Here is a 25,119-nt window from a genome sequence, read left to right on the forward strand (position 1 = left end):
TTCGTCGGACAGATGGGTCGACTTGTCAGCGAGCTGAGGAACCCTATGGTTTACTCCTATACCGAGAAAAAACGTATTCGTAAGGATTTTGGTAAACGTCCACAAGTTCTGGACATTCCATATCTCCTTTCTATCCAGCTTGACTCGTTCCAGAAGTTTATCGAGCAAGATCCTGAAGGGCAGTACGGTCTGGAAGCAGCCTTCCGTTCCGTGTTCCCGATTCAGAGCTACAGCGGTAATTCCGAGCTGCAGTACGTCAGCTATCGCCTTGGCGAGCCGGTGTTTGACGTTCAGGAATGTCAGATCCGTGGCGTGACCTATTCCGCACCGCTGCGCGTAAAACTGCGTCTGGTGATCTATGAGCGCGAAGCGCCAGAAGGCACCGTAAAAGACATTAAAGAACAAGAAGTCTACATGGGTGAAATTCCACTCATGACAGACAACGGTACTTTCGTCATCAACGGTACTGAGCGTGTTATCGTTTCCCAGCTGCATCGTAGCCCGGGCGTCTTCTTCGACAGCGATAAAGGTAAAACACACTCTTCCGGTAAAGTACTGTATAACGCGCGCATCATTCCTTACCGTGGTTCATGGCTGGACTTCGAGTTCGATCCAAAAGACAACCTGTTTGTCCGTATCGACCGTCGTCGTAAACTGCCTGCAACCATCATTCTGCGTGCGCTGCAATATACCACTGAGCAGATCCTGGACCTGTTCTTTGAGAAAGTGATCTTTGAAATCCGCGACAACAAGCTGCAGATGGAGCTGGTGCCGGAACGTCTGCGTGGTGAGACCGCGTCGTTCGACATCGAAGCCGACGGCAAAGTGTATGTGGAAAAAGGTCGCCGTATCACCGCGCGCCACATCCGCCAGCTGGAAAAAGATGATATCAAACACATCGAAGTTCCAGTTGAATACATTGCAGGAAAAGTAGCCGCGAAAGATTACGTTGATGAATCAACTGGCGAGCTGATCTGCCCGGCGAACATGGAGCTGAGCCTGGATCTGCTGGCTAAGCTGAGCCAGTCTGGCCACAAACGTATCGAAACGCTGTTCACCAACGATCTGGACCATGGTCCATACATTTCTGAGACTATCCGCGTCGACCCAACGACCGATCGTCTGAGTGCGCTGGTTGAAATCTACCGCATGATGCGTCCTGGTGAGCCACCAACTCGCGAAGCGGCTGAAAGCCTGTTCGAGAACCTGTTCTTCTCCGAAGACCGCTACGATCTGTCCGCGGTTGGTCGTATGAAGTTCAACCGTTCTCTGCTGCGTGATGAGATCGAAGGTTCCGGTATCCTGAGCAAAGACGACATCATCGAAGTGATGAAGAAGCTCATCGATATCCGTAACGGTAAAGGCGAAGTGGATGATATCGACCACCTCGGCAACCGTCGTATCCGTTCCGTTGGCGAAATGGCGGAAAACCAGTTCCGCGTTGGCCTGGTACGTGTAGAGCGTGCGGTAAAAGAGCGTCTGTCTCTGGGCGATCTGGATACACTGATGCCTCAGGATATGATCAACGCCAAGCCGATCTCTGCAGCAGTGAAAGAGTTCTTCGGTTCCAGCCAGCTGTCTCAGTTCATGGACCAGAACAACCCGCTGTCTGAGATCACGCACAAGCGTCGTATCTCTGCACTCGGCCCAGGCGGTCTGACCCGTGAACGCGCAGGCTTCGAAGTTCGAGACGTACACCCGACTCACTATGGTCGCGTATGTCCAATCGAAACGCCTGAAGGTCCAAACATCGGTCTGATCAACTCCCTGTCCGTGTACGCACAGACAAACGAATACGGTTTCCTCGAGACCCCGTATCGTAAAGTGACCGACGGTGTTGTAACCGACGAAATTCATTACCTGTCTGCTATCGAAGAAGGCAACTACGTTATCGCTCAGGCGAACTCCAACCTGGATGACGAAGGCCACTTTGTAGAAGATCTGGTTACCTGCCGTAGCAAAGGCGAATCCAGCTTGTTCAGCCGCGACCAGGTTGACTACATGGACGTATCCACCCAACAGGTGGTATCCGTCGGTGCGTCCCTGATCCCGTTCCTGGAACACGATGACGCCAACCGTGCATTGATGGGTGCGAACATGCAACGTCAGGCCGTTCCGACTCTGCGCGCTGATAAGCCGCTGGTTGGTACCGGTATGGAACGTGCTGTTGCCGTTGACTCCGGTGTTACTGCGGTTGCTAAACGTGGCGGTACTGTTCAGTACGTGGATGCCTCTCGTATCGTTATCAAAGTTAACGAAGACGAGATGTACCCGGGTGAAGCAGGTATCGACATTTATAACCTGACCAAATACACCCGTTCTAACCAGAACACCTGTATCAACCAGATGCCTTGCGTATCTCTGGGTGAGCCAGTTGAGCGCGGCGACGTGCTGGCAGACGGTCCGTCCACCGACCTCGGTGAACTGGCGCTCGGTCAGAACATGCGCGTAGCGTTCATGCCGTGGAACGGTTACAACTTCGAAGACTCCATCCTCGTCTCCGAGCGTGTGGTTCAGGAAGATCGTTTCACCACCATCCACATTCAGGAACTGGCATGTGTGTCTCGTGACACCAAGCTGGGGCCAGAAGAGATCACCGCTGACATCCCTAACGTGGGTGAAGCTGCGCTCTCTAAACTGGATGAATCCGGTATTGTTTACATCGGTGCGGAAGTGACCGGCGGTGACATTCTGGTTGGTAAGGTAACGCCGAAAGGTGAAACCCAGCTGACGCCAGAAGAGAAACTGCTGCGTGCAATCTTCGGTGAGAAAGCGTCTGACGTTAAAGACTCTTCTCTGCGCGTACCAAACGGTGTTTCCGGTACGGTTATCGACGTTCAGGTCTTCACTCGTGATGGCGTTGAAAAAGATAAGCGTGCGCTGGAAATCGAAGAGATGCAGCTCAAACAGGCTAAGAAAGACTTGTCTGAAGAACTGCAGATCCTCGAAGCAGGTCTGTTCAGCCGTATTTATGCGGTGCTGGTTGCCGGTGGCGTTGAAGCTGAGAAGCTCGACAAACTGCCACGCGATCGCTGGCTGGAACTGGGCCTGACCGACGAAGAGAAACAAAATCAGCTGGAACAACTGGCTGAGCAGTATGACGAACTGAAACACGAGTTCGAGAAAAAACTCGAAGCGAAACGCCGTAAAATCACTCAGGGCGACGATCTGGCACCAGGCGTGCTGAAGATTGTTAAGGTATATCTGGCTGTTAAACGTCAGATCCAGCCTGGTGATAAGATGGCAGGTCGTCACGGTAACAAGGGTGTTATCTCTAAGATCAACCCGATCGAAGATATGCCGCACGATGCTAACGGTACGCCGGTAGATATCGTACTGAACCCACTGGGTGTACCGTCTCGTATGAACATCGGTCAGATTCTGGAAACCCACCTGGGTATGGCTGCAAAAGGTATTGGCGACAAGATTAACGCCATGCTGAAACAGCAGCAGGAAGTCGCGAAACTGCGCGAATTCATCCAGCGTGCCTACGATCTGGGTACCGACGTGCGTCAGAAAGTCGACCTGAACACCTTCAGCGATGAAGAAGTGCTGCGTCTGGCAGAGAACCTGCGCAAAGGTATGCCAATTGCAACGCCGGTATTCGACGGTGCAAAAGAAGCTGAAATTAAAGAGCTGCTGCAACTGGGTGGTCTGCCAACGTCTGGTCAGATTACGCTGTTTGACGGCCGTACCGGTGAACAGTTCGAGCGTCCGGTAACCGTAGGTTACATGTACATGCTGAAACTGAACCACCTGGTCGACGACAAAATGCACGCTCGTTCTACCGGTTCTTACAGCCTGGTTACTCAGCAGCCGCTGGGTGGTAAGGCACAGTTCGGTGGTCAGCGCTTCGGGGAGATGGAAGTGTGGGCGCTGGAAGCATACGGCGCGGCATACACCCTGCAGGAAATGCTCACCGTTAAGTCTGATGACGTGAACGGTCGTACCAAGATGTATAAAAACATCGTGGACGGCAACCATCAGATGGAACCGGGCATGCCAGAATCCTTCAACGTACTGTTGAAAGAGATTCGTTCGCTGGGTATCAACATCGAACTGGAAGACGAGTAATTCTCGCTCAAACAGGTCACTGGTGCCGGGTTAACCCCCGGCACCAGATTGTGCTAACTCCGACGGGAGCAAATCCGTGAAAGATTTATTAAAGTTTCTGAAAGCGCAGACTAAAACCGAAGAGTTTGATGCGATCAAAATTGCTCTGGCTTCGCCAGACATGATCCGTTCATGGTCGTTCGGTGAAGTTAAAAAGCCGGAAACCATCAACTACCGTACGTTCAAACCTGAGCGTGACGGCCTTTTCTGTGCGCGTATTTTCGGGCCAGTAAAAGATTACGAGTGCCTGTGCGGTAAGTACAAGCGCCTGAAACACCGTGGTGTGATCTGTGAGAAGTGCGGCGTTGAAGTGACCCAGACCAAAGTGCGCCGTGAGCGCATGGGCCACATCGAGCTGGCATCTCCAACCGCTCACATCTGGTTCCTGAAATCTCTGCCGTCCCGTATCGGTCTGCTGCTGGATATGCCGCTGCGCGATATCGAACGTGTTCTGTACTTCGAATCTTATGTGGTTATCGAAGGCGGGATGACGAATCTGGAACGTCACCAGATCCTGACTGAAGAGCAGTATCTGGACGCGCTGGAAGAGTTCGGTGACGAATTCGACGCGAAGATGGGTGCGGAAGCTATTCAGGCCCTGCTGAAGAGCATGGATCTGGAGCAAGAGTGCGAGCAGCTGCGTGAAGAGCTGAACGAAACCAACTCCGAAACCAAGCGTAAAAAGCTGACCAAGCGTATCAAACTGCTGGAAGCGTTCGTTCAGTCTGGTAACAAACCAGAGTGGATGATCCTGACCGTTCTGCCGGTTCTGCCGCCAGATCTGCGTCCACTGGTTCCGCTGGATGGTGGCCGTTTCGCGACTTCTGACCTGAACGATCTGTATCGTCGCGTCATTAACCGTAACAACCGTCTGAAACGTCTGCTGGATCTGGCTGCGCCGGATATCATCGTACGCAACGAAAAACGTATGCTGCAGGAAGCGGTAGATGCCCTGCTGGATAACGGTCGTCGCGGTCGTGCGATCACCGGTTCTAACAAACGTCCTCTGAAATCTTTGGCCGACATGATCAAAGGTAAGCAGGGTCGTTTCCGTCAGAACCTGCTCGGTAAGCGTGTTGACTACTCCGGTCGTTCTGTAATCACCGTAGGTCCATACCTGCGTCTGCATCAGTGCGGTCTGCCTAAGAAAATGGCACTGGAGCTGTTCAAACCATTCATCTACGGCAAGCTGGAGCTGCGTGGCCTGGCCACCACCATCAAAGCCGCTAAGAAAATGGTTGAGCGTGAAGAAGCTGTCGTTTGGGATATCCTGGACGAAGTTATCCGCGAACACCCGGTACTGCTGAACCGTGCACCAACCCTGCACCGTCTGGGTATCCAGGCATTTGAGCCAGTCCTGATTGAAGGTAAAGCTATCCAGCTGCACCCGCTGGTTTGTGCGGCATATAACGCCGACTTCGATGGTGACCAGATGGCTGTTCACGTACCGCTGACGCTGGAAGCCCAGCTGGAAGCGCGTGCGCTGATGATGTCTACCAACAACATCCTGTCTCCAGCGAACGGTGAACCTATTATCGTTCCTTCTCAGGACGTTGTATTGGGTCTGTACTACATGACCCGTGACTGTGTTAACGCCAAAGGCGAAGGCATGGTGCTGACTGGCCCGAAAGAAGCTGAGCGTATTTATCGCGCTGGCCTGGCCTCTCTGCATGCGCGCGTTAAAGTGCGTATCACCGAATACGAAAAAGATGAAAACGGCGAGTTCGTTGCGAAAACCAGCCTGAAAGACACGACTGTTGGTCGTGCCATTCTGTGGATGATCGTACCGAAGGGTCTGCCTTTCTCCATCGTCAACCAGGCGCTGGGCAAGAAAGCGATCTCCAAAATGCTGAACACCTGTTACCGCATTCTGGGTCTGAAGCCGACCGTAATCTTCGCTGACCAGACAATGTACACCGGCTTTGCTTATGCAGCGCGTTCAGGTGCATCTGTTGGTATTGATGACATGGTCATCCCAGAGAAGAAACACGAGATCATCTCTGAAGCGGAAGCCGAAGTTGCTGAGATCCAGGAGCAGTTCCAGTCTGGTCTGGTAACCGCGGGCGAACGCTATAACAAAGTTATCGATATCTGGGCTGCGGCGAACGATCGTGTATCCAAGGCGATGATGGATAACCTGCAGACCGAAACCGTGATTAACCGTGACGGCGTTGAAGAACAGCAGGTTTCCTTCAACAGCATCTACATGATGGCCGACTCCGGTGCGCGTGGTTCTGCTGCTCAGATTCGTCAGCTGGCAGGTATGCGTGGTCTGATGGCGAAGCCAGATGGCTCCATCATCGAAACGCCAATCACCGCGAACTTCCGTGAAGGTCTGAACGTACTCCAGTACTTCATCTCTACTCACGGTGCTCGTAAAGGTCTGGCGGATACCGCACTGAAAACAGCGAACTCCGGTTATCTGACGCGTCGTCTGGTTGACGTTGCGCAGGATCTGGTTGTAACCGAAGACGATTGTGGCACCCTCGAAGGTATCACCATGACCCCGGTTATCGAGGGTGGTGATGTTAAAGAGCCACTGCGCGATCGCGTACTGGGTCGTGTAACCGCGGAAGACATTCTGAAGCCGGGTACTGCAGACATTCTGGTTCCACGCAATACGCTGCTGCACGAACAGTGGTGTGACCTGCTGGAAGCAAACTCTGTTGACTCAGTGAAAGTACGTTCCGTTGTATCCTGTGACACCGACTTTGGTGTATGTGCGCACTGCTATGGTCGTGACCTGGCACGTGGCCACATCATCAACAAAGGTGAAGCAATCGGTGTTATCGCGGCACAGTCCATCGGTGAGCCGGGTACACAGCTGACGATGCGTACGTTCCACATCGGTGGTGCGGCATCTCGTGCGGCTGCTGAATCCAGCATCCAGGTGAAAAACAAAGGTAGCATCAAGCTCAGCAACGCGAAGTCTGTTGTTAACTCTGCAGGCAAGCTGGTTGTGACCTCTCGTAACACTGAGCTGAAACTGATCGACGAATTCGGTCGTACCAAAGAGAGCTATAAAGTACCTTACGGTGCGGTTATGGCGAAAGGTGATGGTGAGCAGGTTGCCGGCGGTGAGACCGTTGCAAACTGGGATCCACACACCATGCCAGTTATCACCGAAGTAAGTGGTTTCATCCGCTTCACTGACATGATCGACGGCCAGACCATTACTCGTCAGACTGACGAGCTGACCGGTCTGTCTTCTCTGGTAGTTCTGGATTCCGCAGAGCGTACTACTGGCGGTAAAGATCTGCGTCCTGCGCTGAAAATCGTTGATGCTCAGGGTAACGACGTTCTGATCCCGGGTACCGATATGCCTGCGCAGTACTTCCTGCCAGGTAAAGCGATTGTTCAGCTGGAAGATGGCGTACAGATCAGCTCTGGTGACACCCTGGCGCGTATTCCTCAGGAATCCGGCGGTACCAAGGACATCACCGGTGGTCTGCCACGCGTTGCGGACCTGTTCGAAGCACGTCGTCCGAAAGAGCCGGCAATCCTGGCTGAAATCAGCGGTATCATTTCCTTCGGTAAAGAGACCAAAGGTAAACGCCGTCTGGTTATCACTCCAGTAGATGGCAGCGAGCCGTACGAAGAGATGATTCCTAAGTGGCGTCAGCTCAACGTGTTCGAAGGTGAACGTGTAGAACGTGGTGACGTGGTTTCCGACGGTCCAGAAGCGCCGCACGATATCCTGCGTCTGCGTGGTGTGCATGCTGTTACTCGTTACATCGTTAACGAAGTACAGGACGTATACCGTCTGCAGGGCGTTAAGATTAACGATAAACACATCGAAGTTATCGTTCGTCAGATGCTGCGTAAAGCAACCATCGAAAACGCAGGTAGCTCTGAGTTCCTGGAAGGCGAGCAGGTTGAATACTCTCGCGTTAAGATCGCTAACCGCGATCTGGAAGCGAACGGCAAAATCGGTGCGACCTTCGCACGCGATCTGCTGGGTATCACCAAAGCGTCTCTGGCAACCGAGTCCTTCATCTCTGCAGCATCGTTCCAGGAAACTACGCGTGTCCTGACCGAAGCGGCTGTTGCAGGTAAACGTGATGAACTGCGCGGTCTGAAAGAGAACGTTATCGTGGGTCGTCTGATCCCGGCTGGTACCGGCTATGCGTACCATCAGGATCGTATGCGTCGTCGTGCTGCGGGTGAACTGCCAGCTGCACCGCAGGTCACTGCTGAAGATGCATCCGCGAGCCTGGCAGAACTGCTGAACGCAGGTCTGGGTGGTTCCGACAACGAGTAATCGTTGATTCAGCTAATAAAAAACCCGCTTCGGCGGGTTTTTTTATCTCTTTTTTCAGTTAATCAGCGGTAGCCGACGGTACAGCTCTATCATATCGCCCGCCAGGTCCTGAATGACCATCGCGTTCATCAGGTGATCCTGAGAATGGACGGTGATCAGATTAACCGGCAGCTTCCCGGTACCTTCATCAAGACCAATAAGCTGCGTCTGAATCGTGTGCGCATGCTTCACATATTCGCGCGACTCTTCCATCGCCTTTTCGGCTTCGGCAAAGTCACCTTTACGTGCCATCTGCAACGCCGTAAGGGCAGCACTGCGTGCCGCACCTGCGTTGACCAGCAGTTCCATGATTGTGGTTTCTAAGTCTTCCATTATGACTCCAGCAGTTTGAGCGCTTTTTCCAGTACGGCATCGCCTTTCATCATGCCGTAATCCATCATGTCGATCACCGCGACCTTTTTACCCAGTGGGTCGGCCTGTGCCTGTAGTTTAGCCTGCTCGTATTTAACCTGTGGCCCCAGTAATACGATGTCGGCCGTCGCGATGTTGTCTTTAAACTCCGCAACCGGAACGGCTTTAATGGTGACTTCAACCCCTTTTTTCTGTGCGGCATCTTTCATACGTTGAACCAGCATGCTGGTTGACATTCCCGCTGCACAGCATAAAACGATGTTCTTCATAATCAGCCTCGATCTACATGTGTTTATTGATAATTATCCCGTGCAGAACGCTTCAACAACCGCTTTACCGTGATTGTGTGTGAGGCATCACAAAGAAACCGACGATTTTCTGAAACCGGTTACAATTTTGCATTGGTGAGCAGCTTACCCGCCGGAACGGGCAGGCTGAAAGGTGAGGATTAGCTGATGGACGTGCGGATAATGCGATTTTTTCCCTGCTGCTTCGCGCTGTAAAGTGCGTTATCAACACTACCCACAAATTGTTCCAGCGGTTCGTGGTGCCATTCTCCCAGACCACCACTGAACGTTACCCGCAGGTTTTCTTCCCGCCAGGCGCGTTTTTCAACGGCGGTACGCCACGCCTCAAGTAATGAAAGTGCAGAAGCAATCTGCTCAGCCTGGAAGACTACCGCGAACTCTTCCCCTCCGTAACGGTAAACCGAGACGTGATGTGGCTGCATTATCTGGAGCCCTTCGCGGGCCACGTTGCGCAGGACGATGTCACCGGTTAAGTGGCCCAGCGTATCGTTAATCGACTTGAAGTTATCAATATCCACCAGCGCCATTGCAAAAGGCTGGTGTGCTTCCAGAAGCTCCGCCACATCGCTATCGAACGCGCGGCGGTTTTTGCAGCCCGTCAGCGCATCGTGCGTTGCCTGGCGGACATACGCCATCTCACGCTCTTTATTGGACTGGATAGTGTGGCTCAGCATCGCTTCCAGACGCGGCGCTTCGCTGACGTCGCCGGTTTTGATGGCATTGATAATGTGCATCAGCACGGTACGCGAGGCATGGCGCAGGTATAAACCAAAGAGGATGATGATGATGGCCGCCAGGGCAAACCCCCAGCCAACAATCGTCGTTTCGTGGCGAGTAATATCAGTGAGCGTCGCACCCGATACCCGGTAAATAACAAACCAGTCCGGGTTGGTAAACGAATAATAGTAATACCAGGCGTTGCTTTTCTTGTCGTAAAGATGCCCTTCGCCGCTGGTCATTTTGTCCATCAGCGCTTCGCTCACGTACTGCTTGAAGAGTGCACCGGTATCAGGGTGCAGCACCACAGCACCGTCGCGTTCGACGATGAAGAACTCCCCCTGAACGGGTGCTACCATCTGGCGCAGAGTATAGCCCATTGACGTGAGATCGAGATGAAAAGCGAGCGTTCCCTTCAGCCTGCCTTCTGGTGAAATCACGGGCTTATAAAGAGTGACCGTGGGGTGACCCGTAAAGTAATCCATATAAGGGCGGGTATAGTGGCTGAAGATGCTGGCTTCCGCCTGGGCGACAAACCACGGTCTCGTCCGGGGATCGAAGGTTTTACTCGTCTCCGTGGGGAGCACTTCCGGTGCGCGGAGATAATGCCCCTGCGTGTCTGCCAGTGAAATGGAGGAGACGGTCGGCATCAGGTTCTGCAAATGCATCATCATCTGCAGCCCCTGCGTCGGGTTAACGTTTAGCGTCTCGTTTAGCCTGTCGTCGCGCGCGAAGTACATCGCGGAACGGCCAAGGATATAGTCATTTTCACGCAGGATAGATTCGGTGTAATTCACCGCCAGGTTATGCGTGAAATTGCTATTAATCTTGTGATAATCCTCAAGAAAATCTTTTCGTTGCGAAAGCGTCACCGCGACCGCGATCAGCACAAAACTGCACAGGATCCCCGCGAAGCTGAGCATAATTGGCCGGGTGAAAGAGAGTTTTTTGCTGTGAAGTGCCATGAGTTGTACATCGATCCTGATGGTGAATGCTTTTTGTCTGCCGATATCCTCTCAGCATAGTCGCTGTCCTGCGATTGGCTGTGAATTATACGATGTACGGTTTCAGACGAGATGATTTATATTAAGAATCACTAAGAAATTACTTATGAACATTCTGGATTCAGGCAGAGGCAGGGCGAAACGAGGAAGAAGCTTTTCGCCCTGGCCAGCGTCCGTTGCTGGCCTTGAGACAATAAAAAACCGGACGATTGCTGACAATCATCCGGTTTTGCCTTTTCGTCGCGTCTCGACAATTTTTTAACGTGTTGCAGTGCGTTTCAACGCAATTGCGAGGCTCTTCCCAGCCAGCTGTCCCAGTCTTTCCAGACAGGCTGTAGACCCTGTTCAGTCAGGGCGGCAGCGACGGCTTCCGGACGTCGCCCGTCATGTGGCGCAAACTGCTCCAGTTCCGGATGGTCGTCGGCGTAGCCGCCGGGCTGCGTTTTGGAAAATGCGCTAACGTTGTTGATTGCAAGCGGGATCACGCGATCGCGAAACGCCGGGGACTCGCGCGTTGAGAGAGACAACTCAACCTCCGGAGCAAGCAGGCGGAACGCACAGATGGTTTGCACGAGTTGACGCTCATCCATCAGAGAAGCCGGTTCAACCCCTCCCGTGCAAGGCCGCAGCCGGGGGAAGGAGATAGAGTAACGGCTCTGCCAGTAGCGTTGCTGGAGCCATAGCAGATGTTCTGCCACCATGAAGCAATCTACCCGCCAGCTATCCGATAGCCCGATCAGCGCCCCCAGACCGATTTTGTCGATCCCGGCGCGTCCCAGTCTGTCCGGTGTCTCCAGCCGGAAAAAGAAATCCTGTTTCTTTCCCTTGAGGTGATGCCGGGCATATGTCGCCTCGTGGTAGGTTTCCTGATAGACCATGACCCCGTCCAGCCCGAGCGTTTTTAACTCCGCGTATTCCTCTTGCGACAGGGGCTGCACTTCCATTTGCAAAGAGGCAAACTGACGACGAATGGCGGGGAGGTGCTGACGAAAATAGTCCATCCCCACTTTCCCCTGATGTTCACCCGTGACCAGCAGAAGATGCTCAAAGCCCATTTCACGAATGGCCGCACACTCACGCGCAATTTCACTCTCATCGAGCGTTTTCCGCTTGATGCGGTTACTCATGGAGAAACCGCAATAGGTACAGTCATTGGCGCACAGGTTAGAGAGGTAAAGCGGGACGTAAAAACTCACTGTGTTGCCAAAGCGCTGGCGTGTCAGCCTCTGAGCACGCTGTGCCATCGGTTCAAGATAGGCGCTGGCTGCCGGGGAGAGCAGGGCCATCAAATCCTCACGGGTGAGGTGACGGGCGTTCAATGCTCGCTCCACGTCAGCAGCCGTCTTGCTGTTGATGCGCAGGGCAATGTCGTCCCAGTTAAGCTGCCGCCAGCGCTCGGTAAACGTACTCATGAGATTGCCTCCAGAAAACCGGTCAACGGGCTGGTGGCCTGAGCCTGAAAACTGCGCGAGCCGGGGCCGGACGCCCTTGCCAGCACGCCGGCCTCTACGGCCATGCGGAACGCGCGCGCCATCATGACCGGGTCATCAGCTACCGCGATGGCCGTGTTCACCAGCACGGCGTCTGCGCCCATCTCCAGCGCCTGCGCAGCATGGCTTGGCACACCAATGCCCGCATCCACAACGACTGGCACGGTGGCCTGCTCAATAATGATTTCAAGCATCGCACGGGTTTCCAGCCCCTGATTGGAGCCGATGGGGGCGCCCAGCGGCATGACGGCGGCACAGCCGACCTCTTCCAGACGCTTGCACAGTACGGGGTCGGCTCCACAGTAAGGCAGAACGATAAACCCCTGCTGAACCAGTTTTTCGGCTGCTTTCAGCGTTTCGATAGGGTCAGGTAGCAGCCAGCGGGCATCCGGGTGAATTTCCAGCTTCAGCCAGCGGGTGCCGAGCGCTTCTCGCGCCAGTTGTGCGGCAAAAATCGCCTCCTCTGCCGTTTTCGCGCCGGACGTATTGGGCAGCAGCGTAACGCCTGCTTCCAGTAAAGGTGCCAGAATGGCATCGCTGTGGTGACGCAGGTCCACGCGCTTCATGGCCAGCGTCACCAGCTGGCTGCCGCTTTCCCGGATGACATCCACCATCAGCTGTGGGGAGGCGAATTTTCCAGTTCCGGTAAACAGATGTGAATCAAAGACTTTATCGGCAATACGTAACATCTCAGCCCCCTGCGATAACCTGAAACAGCAGGATCTGATCACCTTCATTGACCTGCTGAAGCTCCCACTGCTCGCGCGGCAGGATCTGTTGATTGAGCGCCAGCGCCGTGCCTGGTTTAAGCTGACGTAATTTATCGAGCAAAACGGCAACGGTAAGCCCGTCGTCGCAGCTCATCGGCTCATCGTTAAACAGAATGCGCATCGTGGCCTCCGCATACCGGGCAGTGGCTGGCACGGTGAAGCGCCAGCTGTCGCCAGCCGCTGGAGCGGGCATCAAACAAGCGCAGCGTATTGCGTTCCGTCTCCATGCCGCTAAGCAGCTTGATAGCTTCCAGCGCCTGCATTGTGCCCATCACGCCGACCACCGGACCAAGAATGCCCGCCGTCCGGCAATTGCGCGTTGGCTCGGCATCATCCGGCCACAGGCAGCGATAGCAGCCCTGCGACCACGGCGGAGTCAGGACCATCATCTGCCCGCCGAAACCCACCGCGCTGGCGGTGATAAGCGGCGTATTATTTGCCACGCAGGCGGCGTCGATCGCCTGACGCGTCGCCATATTGTCGGTGCAGTCCAGCACCACGTCGGCCAGGGCAACTTCGCGTTGCAGGCTTTCACCGCTGAGCCGTTGCTGTAGGGCAATCAGTTCGATGTCCGGGTTAAGCTGGTTCAGCCGCTGGCGGGTGATTTGCGCTTTAGGCTGGTTAATATCCTCGGTGGTAAAGAGAATTTGCCGTTGCAGGTTGCTGAGGTGAACCTCGTCGTCATCGGCCAGTACCAGCGTGCCGACGCCCGCCCCTGCCAGATAGAGCGCGGCAGGGGCTCCTAACCCGCCCAGACCCACAATCAGAACCCGGCTGGCGAGCAGCTTTTGCTGTCCGTCAATGGCGATATCCTCCAGCAGAAGCTGACGGCTGTAGCGCATAAAATCACGATCATTCATCGCCTGCTCCTGCCAGCTGTAACAGCTGCTCGGTAGCCGACTGCCAGTCTGCGGCCTGGGTAATGGCGCTGACGACGGCAATGCTGCCGACCCCGGTCTCCAGCACCGCCGGGGCACGTTCAAGGCTAATGCCGCCGATGGCAACGGTGGGATAATCGGCAAGGCGTTCAACGTGGCTCGCCAGCTGCGCCAGACCTTGCGGTGCGGAGGGCATCTGCTTGGTTTGCGTCGGGAATACGTGGCCGAGGGCGATGTAAGAGGGGCGGGCGGTCAGCGCGACGTCGATTTCCATATCGTCATGCGTTGACACCCCCAGACGTAGCCCTGCGTCGCGGATCGCATTGAGGTCGGTTGTCTCAAGGTCTTCCTGACCCAGATGTACGCCGTAAGCCTGATGTTTGATCGCCAGTCGCCAGTAGTCGTTGATAAACAGGCGAGCGTCATAGCGACGCCCTAGCGCGATGGCAGAAACCACATCCGCCTCTACCTCTTCATCGTGTTTATCTTTAATGCGTAGCTGGAGCGTACGAACGCCCGCCGCAAGCAGGCGCTCTATCCATTCCACGCTATCCACCACCGGATAGAGCCCTAAACGAAAGGGCACAGGTGGGAAATCGGGCTGGTACATTACGCCTCCTCTTTTTTGAGGTAGATTTCACCGCCTTTGGCGCGGAAGGTTTCTGACATATCCGCCATGCCCACTTCAATGGTTTGTGCGGCAGCGTAGTCACGTACCTCCTGGCTGATTTTCATCGAGCAGAATTTCGGCCCGCACATGGAGCAGAAGTGTGCCACTTTGCCTGATTCCTGCGGCAGTGTTTCGTCGTGATAGGCGCGAGCAGTGAATGGGTCGAGCGCCAGGTTGAACTGATCTTCCCAGCGGAATTCGAAGCGTGCTTTCGACATGGCGTTATCACGGATTTGCGCGCCCGGGTGGCCTTTCGCCAGATCGGCTGCGTGGGCGGCAATCTTGTAGGTGATCAGACCCAGTTTTACATCTTCTTTGTTTGGCAGGCCGAGGTGCTCTTTCGGCGTGACGTAGCAGAGCATGGCGCAGCCGAACCAGCCAATCATTGCCGCACCAATCCCGGAGGTGAAATGGTCATAGCCCGGCGCGATATCGGTGGTCAATGGCCCGAGGGTGTAGAACGGCGCTTCGTGGCAGTGCTCCAGCTCTTCAGTCATGTTGCGACGGATCATCTGCATTGGCACATGTCCCGGGCCTTCAATCATCACCTGTACGTCATATTCCCAGGCGATTTTGGTGAGTTCACCCAGCGTGTGCAATTCGGCAAACTGCGCTTCGTCATTGGCATCGCGGATGGAGCCAGGACGCAGACCGTCGCCCAGCGACAGAGAGACATCGTACGCGGCGCAGATTTCGCAAATCTCACGGAAGTGTTCGTAGAGGAAGTTTTCCTGATGATGGGACAGACACCACTTCGCCATGATCGAACCGCCGCGCGAGACGATGCCGGTCAGACGTTTCGCCGTCATCGGCACGTAGCGCAGCAGTACACCTGCGTGAATAGTGAAGTAGTCTACGCCCTGTTCAGCCTGTTCCAGTAACGTGTCGCGGAAGGCCTCCCAGGTAAGATCTTCGGCAATGCCGTTGACCTTCTCCAGCGCCTGATACACAGGTACCGTCCCGATAGGAACCGGGCTGTTACGCAGGATCCATTCACGGGTTTCGTGAATATAACGGCCAGTGGAGAGGTCCATCACCGTGTCCGCACCCCAGCGCGTCGACCAGACCAGTTTTTCCACCTCTTCTTCGATAGACGAAGTAACGGCCGAGTTACCGATGTTAGCGTTGACCTTCACCAGGAAATTACGGCCGATAATCATTGGCTCAGATTCCGGGTGATTGATGTTGGCAGGGATAATCGCGCGGCCAGCGGCGACTTCGTCACGCACAAATTCCGGCGTAATGTTTTCCGGCAGGCGAGCGCCAAAACCTTCCCCCGGATGCTGGTGGCGCAGAATTTCGCTACGGATGCGCTCACGGCCCATGTTTTCGCGGATGGCGATGAACTCCATTTCGGGGGTGACGATCCCCTGACGCGCGTAGTGCAACTGGGTCACGCATTTGCCCGCTTTAGCGCGTTTCGGTGTCAGCAGGCCGGTGAAGCGCAGCTCGTCCAGACCGTCGTCGGCCAGGCGCTCTTTGGTATAGGCAGAACTTTGCTCGTTTAGCTCCTCGCTGTCCAGGCGGGCGTCGATCCACGGTTGGCGCAGCTTAGCCAGGCCTTTCTGAACGTTGATGGCAATTTCAGGGTCACCGTAGGGACCGGAGGTGTCATACACCGGCACAGCCTCGTTGTCTTCATACTGTGGGTTATCTTTGCTGCCGCCGATAAGCGTTGGGCTAAGCTGAATTTCACGCATCGGCACGCGGATATCCGCCTGAGAGCCGGTGATGTAGATGCGTTTCGAGTTCGGGAAAGCGGTGCCTTCCAGGGTATCAATGAATTGCTGGGCGTGTGCGCGCTGTTCGCGGCGGGTCAGTTTAGTGGTAGACATAGCTCATTCCAAAAGTGAAGGACATGGCTTGTCAGACGACGGATGAAGCAAGAGAAGATCGCCCGCAGGCGATTCAACAGCAGTGTGACTCTTGTTCCCTTCGCAGGTATTAGCCTGATCAGGTTCCGCGGATCCCGAATTAACGGTCTCAGCCCGCGTTTTTGCAAACGCTGGGCACTCCGACAAGAAAAATCCCCCTCGTGAGAGGGGCGAATGTTTGTAAATTACTCGTTAACGATTAAGAACTCAAGCAGGGCGCGCGATGTTATCTTCGTTGCTGGCACTGAGATTGCTATCCAGCACGAGGGCGATCAGCTTATCTTCCAGTGTGAATCGCTCTTCCAGCGCTTCGCCAAGGTCGGAAAGCGCCTGCTGAAACTCAAGATAGTTATCGTGATCGATCGCATTCTCAAGCGTGGAATCGTAGTAGTCCATAATCTGCTGGGTATTGGCTTCCAGCAGCGGATAGAGTTTGCTGGCCGCTAAATACGGCGTAGTCCCTTCCATTTCGCGGATAATGCGTTCATAAATATTGAAATGGCCGTCGGACAGGTAGTCGACCAGGCTCTGACAAAAATCATCCAGCGCTTTTTCATTCAGACGCATAAACGATTCTTTGCCAGGCTTAATACCGACCAGATTGTAATAAGCCACGAGTAGATGCTTGCGCACATGTAGCCAGCGATCCACCAGTTTGTTACTTCCTCTAACGCGCTCAGTCAGGCTTTCTAGCTGGTTTAACATGTTCGACTCCGCAAAGTTTAGAATTGAATCTGCTTATCCAAAATGTAACCACAATGCTAACAACATGTCAGTGAAGCGAAGGTAGTGCAATAGATATGGATCGTATTATTGAAAAATCAGATCTTGGTTGGTGGATCGTCAGTCACGAACAAAAATTATGGCTCCCCGTCGGGGAAATTCCCTATGGTACGGCGGAAAAATTCGATCTTGTTGGTCAACCTGCACTGAGGATCGGTGAGTGGCAGGGCGATCCCGTGTGGATGGTCCAGCAGGCTCGACGTCAGGACATGGGATCGGTTCGTCAGGTGCTGGATCTGGATGTGGGGCTGTTCCAGCTGGCGGGCCGTGGTGTACAGCTGGCGGAGTTTTATCGTTCGCATAAATACTGCGGTTACTGCGGGCATACCATGCACCCGAGCAAAACCGAGTGGGCGATGCTCTGCAGCCACTGCCGTGAACGCTACTATCCGCAGATTGCGCCGTGCATTATCGTCGCTATCCGTCGCGAGGATTCTATCCTGCTGGCGCAGCATACCCGTCACCGCAACGGCATTCACACTGTGCTGGCCGGGTTTGTCGAAGTGGGCGAAACGCTGGAGCAGGCGGTGGCGCGCGAAGTGATGGAGGAGAGCGGGATTAAAGTGAAGAACCTGCGCTATGTTACCTCCCAGCCGTGGCCGTTCCCGCAGTCATTAATGACGGCATTTATGGCCGAATATGATAGCGGGGATATCGTCATCGACCAGAAAGAGTTACTGGAAGCGAACTGGTATCGGTATGACGATTTACCTCTGTTACCGCCGCCAGGTACGGTGGCGCGTCGGCTAATAGAAGATACTGTGGCAATGTGTCGGGCTGAGTATGAGTAGTGTTACACTGAGGCCATGACGCTTAAGGAACTGCAAAAATGACCGAACTGAAGAACGATCGTTATCTGCGTGCGCTGCTGCGCCAGCCCGTTGATGTCACCCCGGTGTGGATGATGCGCCAGGCGGGACGCTATCTGCCAGAGTACAAAGCCACGCGCGCGCAGGCAGGCGATTTTATGTCGCTGTGCAAAAACGCTGAGCTGGCCTGTGAAGTGACGCTCCAGCCGCTGCGCCGCTTCCCGCTGGATGCTGCGATCCTCTTCTCGGATATTCTGACCATCCCGGATGCGATGGGCCTTGGGCTCTATTTTGAAACCGGTGAAGGTCCACGTTTCACCTCCCCAATCAAAAGCAAAGCCGACGTCGACAAGCTGCCTGTTCCCGATCCTGAAGATGAACTGGGCTATGTGATGAATGCCGTGCGCACCATTCGCCATGAGCTGAAAGGTGAAGTGCCGCTGATCGGTTTCTCTGGCAGTCCGTGGACGCTGGCGACTTACATGGTTGAAGGTGGCAGCAGCAAGGCTTTCACCGTGATTAAAAAGATGATGTACGCGGAGCCGCTGGCGTTGCATGCGCTGCTCGACAAGCTGGCGAAGAGCGTCACGCTCTACCTCAACGCACAGATTAAAGCGGGCGCACAGTCGGTGATGATTTTCGACACCTGGGGCGGCGTACTCACCGGACGCGATTATCAGCAGTTTTCGCTCTATTACATGCACAAGATCGTTGATGGCCTGCTGCGTGAAAACGAAGGCCGCCGCGTGCCGGTGACCTTGTTCACCAAAGGCGGCGGTCAGTGGCTGGAGGCGATGGCTGCAACGGGATGTGACGCGCTGGGTCTCGACTGGACAACCGATATTGCCGATGCGCGCCGTCGCGTGGGTGACAAGGTGGCGCTGCAGGGCAATATGGATCCGTCCATGCTTTATGCACAGCCGGCTCGCATTGAAGAAGAGGTGGCAACCATTCTCGCCGGTTTCGGCCAGGGCGAAGGGCACGTCTTTAACCTCGGGCATGGTATTCATCAGGACGTGCCGCCAGAACACGCTGGCGCGTTTGTGGAGGCGGTACACCGACTCTCTGCGCAATACCACAAGTAAGGAATCGCTATGGATCTCGCGTCATTACGCGCCCAACAAATTGAACTGGCTTCATCCGTGATCCGCGAGGATCGTCTGGATAAGGATCCCCCGCAGTTTATCGGTGGAGCTGACGTCGGGTTTGAGCAGGGTGGGGACGTGACGCGAGCGGCGATGGTGGTACTGAAATATCCCTCGCTTGAGCTGGTGGAGTACAAAGTGGCGCGTATTGCCACCACCATGCCGTACATCCCGGGCTTTCTCTCCTTCCGCGAATACCCCGCGCTGCTGGCAGCGTGGGAACAGCTCTCGCAAAAACCTGACCTGCTGTTTGTCGATGGGCACGGTATTTCGCATCCGCGCCGTTTAGGCGTGGCCAGCCACTTTGGCCTGCTGGTGGATGTTCCCACCATCGGCGTAGCTAAGAAACGCTTGTGCGGCGCGTTTGAACCGCTTTCTGCCGAGCCTGGCGCGCTGGTGCCGCTCATTGATAAAGGTGAACAACTGGCGTGGGTATGGCGCAGCAAAGCCCGCTGTAACCCGCTGTTTATTGCCACCGGACATCGGGTGAGCATGGATAGCGCTCTGGGGTGGGTGCAGCGCTGTATGAAGGGTTACCGGTTACCAGAGCCGACGCGCTGGGCTGATGCGGTGGCTTCTTCACGCCCGGCTTTTGTTCGTTGGCAGGAAATTCAGCGATGATTCAGGTAAACTGCGCCTAATTTTCGATTCGAGAGATCATCATGTTACAAAACCCGATTCACCTGCGCCTTGAGAAGCTGGAAAGCTGGCAGCACGTCACCTTTATGGCTTGCCTGTGCGAGCGCATGTATCCCAACTATGCCGCGTTCTGCAAGCAGACGGGCTTTGGTGATGGTCATATTTATCGCCGAATTCTGGATCTGATCTGGGAAACGCTGACGGTGAAAGACGCGAAGGTGAATTTCGACTCTCAGCTCGAAAAGCTGGAAGAGGCGATTCCGGTTGCGGATGATTTTGACCTGTACGGTGTCTATCCGGCGATCGATGCCTGTGTGGCGTTAAGCGAGTTGATTCACTCCCGCCTGAGTGGTGAAACGCTGGAGCATGCTATCGAAGTCAGTAAGGCATCGATTACGACCGTTGCGATGCTGGAAATGACTCAGGAAGGTCGTGAAATGACCGACGAAGAGCTGCGTGCTAACCCGGCGGTAGAACAAGAATGGGACATTCAGTGGGAAATTTTCCGCCTACTGGCAGAGTGTGAAGAGCGCGATATTGAGCTGATAAAAGGGCTGCGCGCGGACTTACGTGAGGCCGGTGAGAGCAATATTGGTATAATTTTTAACCAATGAGACAATAAAACTTGAGATAACGCCCGTTTTGTCGCTCCTCGACTCTTCCCTTTCGCCCCTTGTCTGGTCTACATTTGGGGGGCGAAAAAAAGTGGCTATCGGTGCGTGTATGCAGGAGAGTGCTTTTTTGGCATTTTCGTCGCACTCGATGCTTAGCAAGCGATAAACACATTGAAAGGATAACTTATGAACAAGACTCAACTGATTGATGTAATTGCGGACAAGGCTGATCTGTCTAAAGTGCAGGCTAAAGCTGCTCTGGAATCTACCCTGGCTGCAATTACTGAGTCTCTGAAAGAAGGCGATGCTGTACAACTGGTTGGTTTCGGTACCTTCAAAGTGAACCACCGTGCTGAGCGCACTGGCCGCAACCCGCAGACCGGTAAAGAAATCAAAATCGCCGCAGCTAACGTGCCAGCATTCGTTTCTGGTAAAGCTCTGAAAGACGCTGTTAAGTAAGACGCGTGGCAGTGAACAGTTTTAACGAAGGGGCGGTAACGCCCCTTTTGTCTGTCTGGCGTGGTGCGCTCACGTTAGCGGGCGTGCTGTTGCTGTCAGCCTGTAGTCATGACTCCTCTCTACCACCGTTTACCGCCAGCGGCTACGCTGACAACCAGGGGGCAGTCAGAATATGGCGCAAAGATTCCGGCGGTGAAGTCCATCTGCTTTCTGCTTTTAGCCCGTGGCATAACGGCAATACCTCGACCGCGGAGTATCGCTGGCAGGGCGATGACCTGTCGCTGATCGAACTGAACGTCTACAGTAAGACCCCTGAACATGTGAAAGTGCGTTTTGATGACCATGGCGAGCTGAGCTTTATGCAGCGTGAAGTGAGTGGTCAAAAACAGCAGCTTTCCAGCGATCAAATTGCTCTCTATCGTTATCGTGCTGAACAGATCCGCCAGACCAGCGATGCGCTGCGTCAGGGACGCGTTGTACTGCGCCAGGGGCGCTGGCACGCCGATGGGACGGTAACAACTTGCGAAGGGCAGACAGTGAAGCCTGAGCTTGAATCCTGGGCAACCGAACATATTGAACGCCGTCAGCGTCATTCATCTATGGAGGTGAGTGTGGCGTGGCTTGAAGCACCGGAAGGTTCTCAGCTGCTGCTGGTGGCGAACGAAGACTTCTGCACCTGGCAGCCGACAGAAAAAAGTTTCTGACGTAAATCCCCTCTCCCTTGAGGGAGAGGAGTTGGGTGAGTGTAACAGACGGTTCCGTTACTCCCCTTGCTCACGCGCAATCGCGCGATAGCCGATATCCTGACGGCTAAAGCTACCGTTCCAGTGAATATCCGCCATCAGCGCATAGGCGCGCTTCTGTGCTTCTGCAACGCTATGACCCAACGCGGTCGCACACAGCACGCGGCCACCGTTGGTCAGTACGCGATCGTCGTCAGACAGTTTCGTACCCGCATGGAACACTTTACTGCCTTCGATCTCTTCCAGCGGCAGACCGTGGATCTCGTCTCCGGTGTTGTAATTGCCCGGATAGCCGCCAGCGGCAATCACCACGCCCAGAGATGCACGTTCGTCCCATTCGGACGTTTTCTCATCCAGCTTACCTTCACAGGCTGCCAGGCACAGATCGACCAGATCGGATTTCATGCGCAGCATGATTGGCTGAGTTTCTGGATCGCCAAAGCGGCAGTTGAACTCGATGACCTTCGGGTTACCCTGTTTATCGATCATCAGACCCGCATAGAGGAAACCGGTGTAAGTATTCCCTTCTGCTGCCATACCTTTTACGGTTGGCCAGATGATGCGATCCATCGTGCGCTGATGCACTTCGTCAGTCACGACCGGAGCGGGCGAGTAAGCGCCCATACCGCCGGTGTTCGGGCCGGTATCCGCATTGCCTACGCGTTTATGATCCTGGCTGGTAGCCATCGGCAGAACGTGCTCGCCGTCGACCATTACAATGAAGCTCGCCTCTTCACCATCGAGGAACTCTTCGATCACGATGCGATGGCCTGCGTCGCCGAATGCGTTGCCTGCCAGCATGTCCTGCACCGCGGCCTCCGCTTCTTCGAGAGTCATCGCCACGATAACGCCTTTACCGGCAGCCAGGCCGTCGGCCTTAATGACAATCGGCGCGCCTTTTTCACGCAGATAAGCCAGGGCTGGCTCAACTTCCGTGAAGTTCTGATATTCCGCCGTCGGGATGTTGTGACGCGCGAGGAAATCTTTGGTGAAGGCTTTGGAGCCTTCGAGCTGTGCTGCACCTTCGGTTGGCCCGAAGATTTTAAGGCCGGCTGCGCGGAACGCATCCACCACGCCAATCACCAGCGGCGCTTCCGGGCCGACGATGGTCAGATCGATTTTCTCGTTCTGGGCAAAGCTCAGCAGTGCTGGAATATCGGTCACGCCGATAGCCACGTTCTGCAGCGCAGGCTCCAGCGCCGTACCGGCGTTGCCCGGTGCCACAAAGACGGTTTTCACCAGCGGAGACTGTGCCGCTTTCCACGCCAGCGCGTGCTCGCGTCCGCCGTTACCAATCACTAATACTTTCATTTTCTGCTCCGGGAATTAATGGCGGAAGTGACGCATGTCGGTGAAGATCATCGCAATACCGTGTTCATCGGCAGCGGCAATCACTTCGTCATCACGAATGGAACCGCCAGGCTGGATCACACAGGTGATACCTACTGCTGCGGCAGCATCGATACCGTCACGGAACGGGAAGAAGGCGTCAGACGCCATGGCGGAGCCTTTCACTTCCAGACCTTCATCACCTGCTTTAATCCCGGCAATTTTTGCAGAGTAGACACGGCTCATCTGGCCTGCACCTATCCCGATGGTCATGTTCTCTTTCGCGTAGACAATGGCGTTGGATTTCACGAATTTCGCCACTTTCCAGCAGAACAGCGCGTCACGCAGTTCCTGCTCGGTTGGTTGACGTTTGGTCACCACGCGCAGGTCGGCTTCTGTCACCATACCCAGGTCGCGGTCCTGAACCAGCAGACCGCCGTTCACGCGTTTGAAGTCCAGGCCTGGTACACGCTCAGCCCACTGGCCGCAAACCAGCACGCGCACGTTCTGTTTTGCAGAGGTGATTTTCAGCGCTTCTTCAGATGCGGATGGCGCGATGATCACTTCGACAAACTGACGGGAGATGATGGCCTGTGCCGTTTCAGCATCCAGCTCGCGGTTGAAGGCGATAATACCGCCGAACGCGGAGGTCGGGTCGGTTTTGTAGGCGCGATCGTAGGCATCCAGAATAGAACTACTTACCGCGACGCCGCATGGGTTGGCGTGCTTGACGATAACGCAGGCAGGCTCACTGAACTCTTTCACACATTCCAGCGCAGCATCGGTGTCAGCGATGTTGTTATAGGAAAGCGCTTTGCCCTGAACCTGTTGAGCGGTAGCAACCGAGGCTTCTTTGACCTCTTCTTCTATATAGAAGGCTGCCTGCTGGTGGCTGTTCTCACCATAACGCATATCCTGCTTCTTAATGAAGTTCAGGTTCAGGGTGCGCGGGAAGCGGCCTGAAGGATCTTTGCTTTCACCGTGGTAAGCCGGCACCAGGCTACCGAAGTAGTTGGCGATCATGCTGTCGTATGCAGCGGTGTGTTCGAATGCTTTGATGGCGAGATCGAAACGCGTTTGCAGAGTCAGTGACCCTTCGTTGGCATCCATCTCATTAATAATGGTGTTGTAGTCGCTGCTCTTCACCACGATAGCCACATCTTTATGGTTCTTGGCAGCGGAGCGCACCATGGTCGGGCCGCCGATATCAATATTCTCTACGGCATCTTCCAGCGAGCAGCCTTCGCGGGCAACAGTCTGAGCGAACGGATAGAGGTTAACGACGACCATGTCGATTGGCGCGATATCATGTTTTTCCATAATGGCGTCGTCCTGACCGCGGCGGCCAAGAATACCGCCGTGGACTTTCGGATGCAGGGTTTTGACGCGTCCATCCATCATTTCCGGGAAACCGGTGTAATCGGACACTTCGGTTACCGACAGACCTTTATCTGCTAACAGGCGAGCGGTACCGCCTGTGGAAAGCAGCTCCACACCACGTGCAGAAAGTGCCTGAGCGAATTCGACGATACCGGCTTTATCAGAAACACTGAGCAGAGCGCGGCGGACTGGACGACGTTGTTGCATGGTAAATCCCCTGGATTTCACGATTACAGAGAGCGTTAGATGAATTTTCCAGCGAAAAACTCATCTAACACACCTGACAGGGCATCCTTGTTAAGCGCGAGCATTTTAACGAAAACGTTTGCGCAACGCTCGCACATTTTCACTTTTTCGTATCATTGTGGATAACTCTGTGTGTAAAAAGGTATAAAGCGGGGTTTTGCTGGGGAATGCAGCAGTCAGTCATTTTTTTGCAACTTTTCGGTTGCGGCCTGCGGAGAACTCCCTATAATGCGCCTCCATCGACACGGCGGATGTGAATCACTTCACAAACAACCCGGTCGGTTGGAGAGAAAAAATCCTGAAATAACGGGTTGACTCTGAAAGAGGAAAGCGTAATATACGCCACCTCGCAACGGTGAGCTGAAAGCCGCGTTGCAACTGCTCTTTAACAATTTATCAGACAATCTGTGTGGGCACTCAAAGTGACATGGATTCTTAACGTCTTCGGACGAAAAATGAATACCAAGTCTCAACGA

At 54.5% G+C, this 25,119-nt stretch carries 20 protein-coding genes and 1 riboswitch; of the genes, 8 read left to right on the forward strand and 12 right to left on the reverse strand.

The window, feature by feature from the left end; genetic code table 11:
* The first annotated feature begins 45 nt into the window (after positions 1-45).
* Complete coding sequence (gene rpoB / locus AAHF05_RS01095) at positions 46-4,074, forward strand: DNA-directed RNA polymerase subunit beta (protein ID WP_014882065.1); 4,029 nt, start codon at positions 46-48, stop codon at positions 4,072-4,074.
* A gap of 76 nt (positions 4,075-4,150) precedes the next feature.
* On the forward strand, positions 4,151-8,374 hold the full coding sequence (gene rpoC, locus AAHF05_RS01100) for a DNA-directed RNA polymerase subunit beta' (protein WP_028018476.1): 4,224 nt from the start codon (positions 4,151-4,153) through the stop codon (positions 8,372-8,374).
* Between the two features lie 54 nt (positions 8,375-8,428).
* Here the strand turns inward: rpoC and AAHF05_RS01105 are convergent, their stop codons facing one another.
* The 10 genes from AAHF05_RS01105 to AAHF05_RS01150 form a co-directional block, all read right to left on the reverse strand.
* The gene (locus AAHF05_RS01105) at positions 8,429-8,746 is read right to left on the reverse strand and encodes a PTS lactose/cellobiose transporter subunit IIA (RefSeq protein WP_028018475.1); all 318 of its coding nucleotides are present in this window, start codon (positions 8,744-8,746) and stop codon (positions 8,429-8,431) included.
* Complete coding sequence (locus AAHF05_RS01110) at positions 8,746-9,054, reverse strand: PTS sugar transporter subunit IIB (protein WP_010425948.1); 309 nt, start codon at positions 9,052-9,054, stop codon at positions 8,746-8,748. Before AAHF05_RS01110 ends, AAHF05_RS01105 begins: the two co-directional genes overlap by 1 nt.
* A 179-nt stretch (positions 9,055-9,233) precedes the next feature.
* The gene (locus tag AAHF05_RS01115) at positions 9,234-10,775 is read right to left on the reverse strand and encodes a sensor domain-containing diguanylate cyclase (RefSeq protein WP_129325385.1); all 1,542 of its coding nucleotides are present in this window, start codon (positions 10,773-10,775) and stop codon (positions 9,234-9,236) included.
* 317 nt (positions 10,776-11,092) lie between these two features.
* Complete coding sequence (gene thiH / locus AAHF05_RS01120) at positions 11,093-12,226, reverse strand: 2-iminoacetate synthase ThiH (RefSeq protein WP_129325387.1); 1,134 nt, start codon at positions 12,224-12,226, stop codon at positions 11,093-11,095.
* Positions 12,223-12,993 (reverse strand): thiazole synthase, encoded by a 771-nt coding sequence (gene thiG / locus AAHF05_RS01125; RefSeq protein ID WP_129325389.1) that lies wholly within the window; start codon positions 12,991-12,993, stop codon positions 12,223-12,225. The genes thiH and thiG overlap by 4 nt, the downstream gene beginning before the upstream one ends.
* A 1-nt stretch (position 12,994) precedes the next feature.
* On the reverse strand, positions 12,995-13,195 hold the full coding sequence (gene thiS, locus AAHF05_RS01130; RefSeq protein WP_028018471.1) for a sulfur carrier protein ThiS: 201 nt from the start codon (positions 13,193-13,195) through the stop codon (positions 12,995-12,997).
* A complete protein-coding gene (locus AAHF05_RS01135; protein WP_374936428.1) occupies positions 13,179-13,934 on the reverse strand; it encodes a ThiF family adenylyltransferase in 756 nt (251 codons plus the stop codon). The genes thiS and AAHF05_RS01135 overlap by 17 nt, the downstream gene beginning before the upstream one ends.
* Positions 13,927-14,562, reverse strand: coding sequence for a thiamine phosphate synthase (gene thiE, locus AAHF05_RS01140; RefSeq protein ID WP_129325393.1), 636 nt, complete (start codon positions 14,560-14,562; stop codon positions 13,927-13,929). Before thiE ends, AAHF05_RS01135 begins: the two co-directional genes overlap by 8 nt.
* Positions 14,562-16,457 carry a phosphomethylpyrimidine synthase ThiC gene (gene thiC / locus AAHF05_RS01145; protein ID WP_332618465.1) on the reverse strand — a complete coding sequence of 632 codons (1,896 nt, stop codon included), beginning with the start codon at positions 16,455-16,457 and terminating at the stop codon, positions 14,562-14,564. The genes thiE and thiC overlap by 1 nt, the downstream gene beginning before the upstream one ends.
* A gap of 78 nt (positions 16,458-16,535) precedes the next feature.
* A riboswitch (TPP riboswitch) is annotated at positions 16,536-16,649 on the reverse strand.
* Positions 16,650-16,703: 54 nt separating this feature from the next.
* Positions 16,704-17,201 (reverse strand): Rsd/AlgQ family anti-sigma factor, encoded by a 498-nt coding sequence (locus tag AAHF05_RS01150; protein WP_028018467.1) that lies wholly within the window; start codon positions 17,199-17,201, stop codon positions 16,704-16,706.
* Positions 17,202-17,296: 95 nt separating this feature from the next.
* Between AAHF05_RS01150 and nudC the strand changes: the two genes are divergently transcribed.
* The 6 genes from nudC to AAHF05_RS01180 all read left to right on the forward strand — a co-directional run bounded on the left by nudC (position 17,297) and on the right by AAHF05_RS01180 (position 21,649).
* Entirely contained in the window at positions 17,297-18,070 is a 774-nt protein-coding gene (nudC, locus tag AAHF05_RS01155; RefSeq protein ID WP_129325397.1) for an NAD(+) diphosphatase, read from the forward strand.
* Positions 18,071-18,108: 38 nt separating this feature from the next.
* A complete protein-coding gene (hemE, locus tag AAHF05_RS01160) occupies positions 18,109-19,173 on the forward strand; it encodes a uroporphyrinogen decarboxylase (RefSeq protein WP_108089375.1) in 1,065 nt (354 codons plus the stop codon).
* A gap of 9 nt (positions 19,174-19,182) precedes the next feature.
* On the forward strand, positions 19,183-19,854 hold the full coding sequence (nfi, locus tag AAHF05_RS01165) for a deoxyribonuclease V (RefSeq protein ID WP_129325399.1): 672 nt from the start codon (positions 19,183-19,185) through the stop codon (positions 19,852-19,854).
* A gap of 41 nt (positions 19,855-19,895) precedes the next feature.
* Complete coding sequence (locus tag AAHF05_RS01170; protein ID WP_028018463.1) at positions 19,896-20,486, forward strand: YjaG family protein; 591 nt, start codon at positions 19,896-19,898, stop codon at positions 20,484-20,486.
* Positions 20,487-20,672: 186 nt separating this feature from the next.
* Positions 20,673-20,945, forward strand: coding sequence for a nucleoid-associated protein HU-alpha (gene hupA / locus AAHF05_RS01175; RefSeq protein ID WP_002445246.1), 273 nt, complete (start codon positions 20,673-20,675; stop codon positions 20,943-20,945).
* 11 nt (positions 20,946-20,956) lie between these two features.
* Positions 20,957-21,649 (forward strand): DUF1481 domain-containing protein, encoded by a 693-nt coding sequence (locus tag AAHF05_RS01180; RefSeq protein ID WP_206737125.1) that lies wholly within the window; start codon positions 20,957-20,959, stop codon positions 21,647-21,649.
* 57 nt (positions 21,650-21,706) lie between these two features.
* On the opposite strand, the gene purD is transcribed toward AAHF05_RS01180, so the two are convergent.
* Both purD and purH read right to left on the reverse strand, forming a co-directional pair.
* A complete protein-coding gene (gene purD / locus AAHF05_RS01185) occupies positions 21,707-22,999 on the reverse strand; it encodes a phosphoribosylamine--glycine ligase (RefSeq protein ID WP_108089377.1) in 1,293 nt (430 codons plus the stop codon).
* A 15-nt stretch (positions 23,000-23,014) separates the two neighbouring features.
* Complete coding sequence (gene purH / locus AAHF05_RS01190; RefSeq protein WP_129325403.1) at positions 23,015-24,604, reverse strand: bifunctional phosphoribosylaminoimidazolecarboxamide formyltransferase/IMP cyclohydrolase; 1,590 nt, start codon at positions 24,602-24,604, stop codon at positions 23,015-23,017.
* Between the last annotated feature and the right edge of the window lie 515 nt (positions 24,605-25,119).

The sequence above is a fragment of the Enterobacter adelaidei genome, from assembly GCF_041937165.1.
GTDB classification, from domain to species: Bacteria; Pseudomonadota; Gammaproteobacteria; order Enterobacterales; family Enterobacteriaceae; genus Enterobacter; species Enterobacter adelaidei.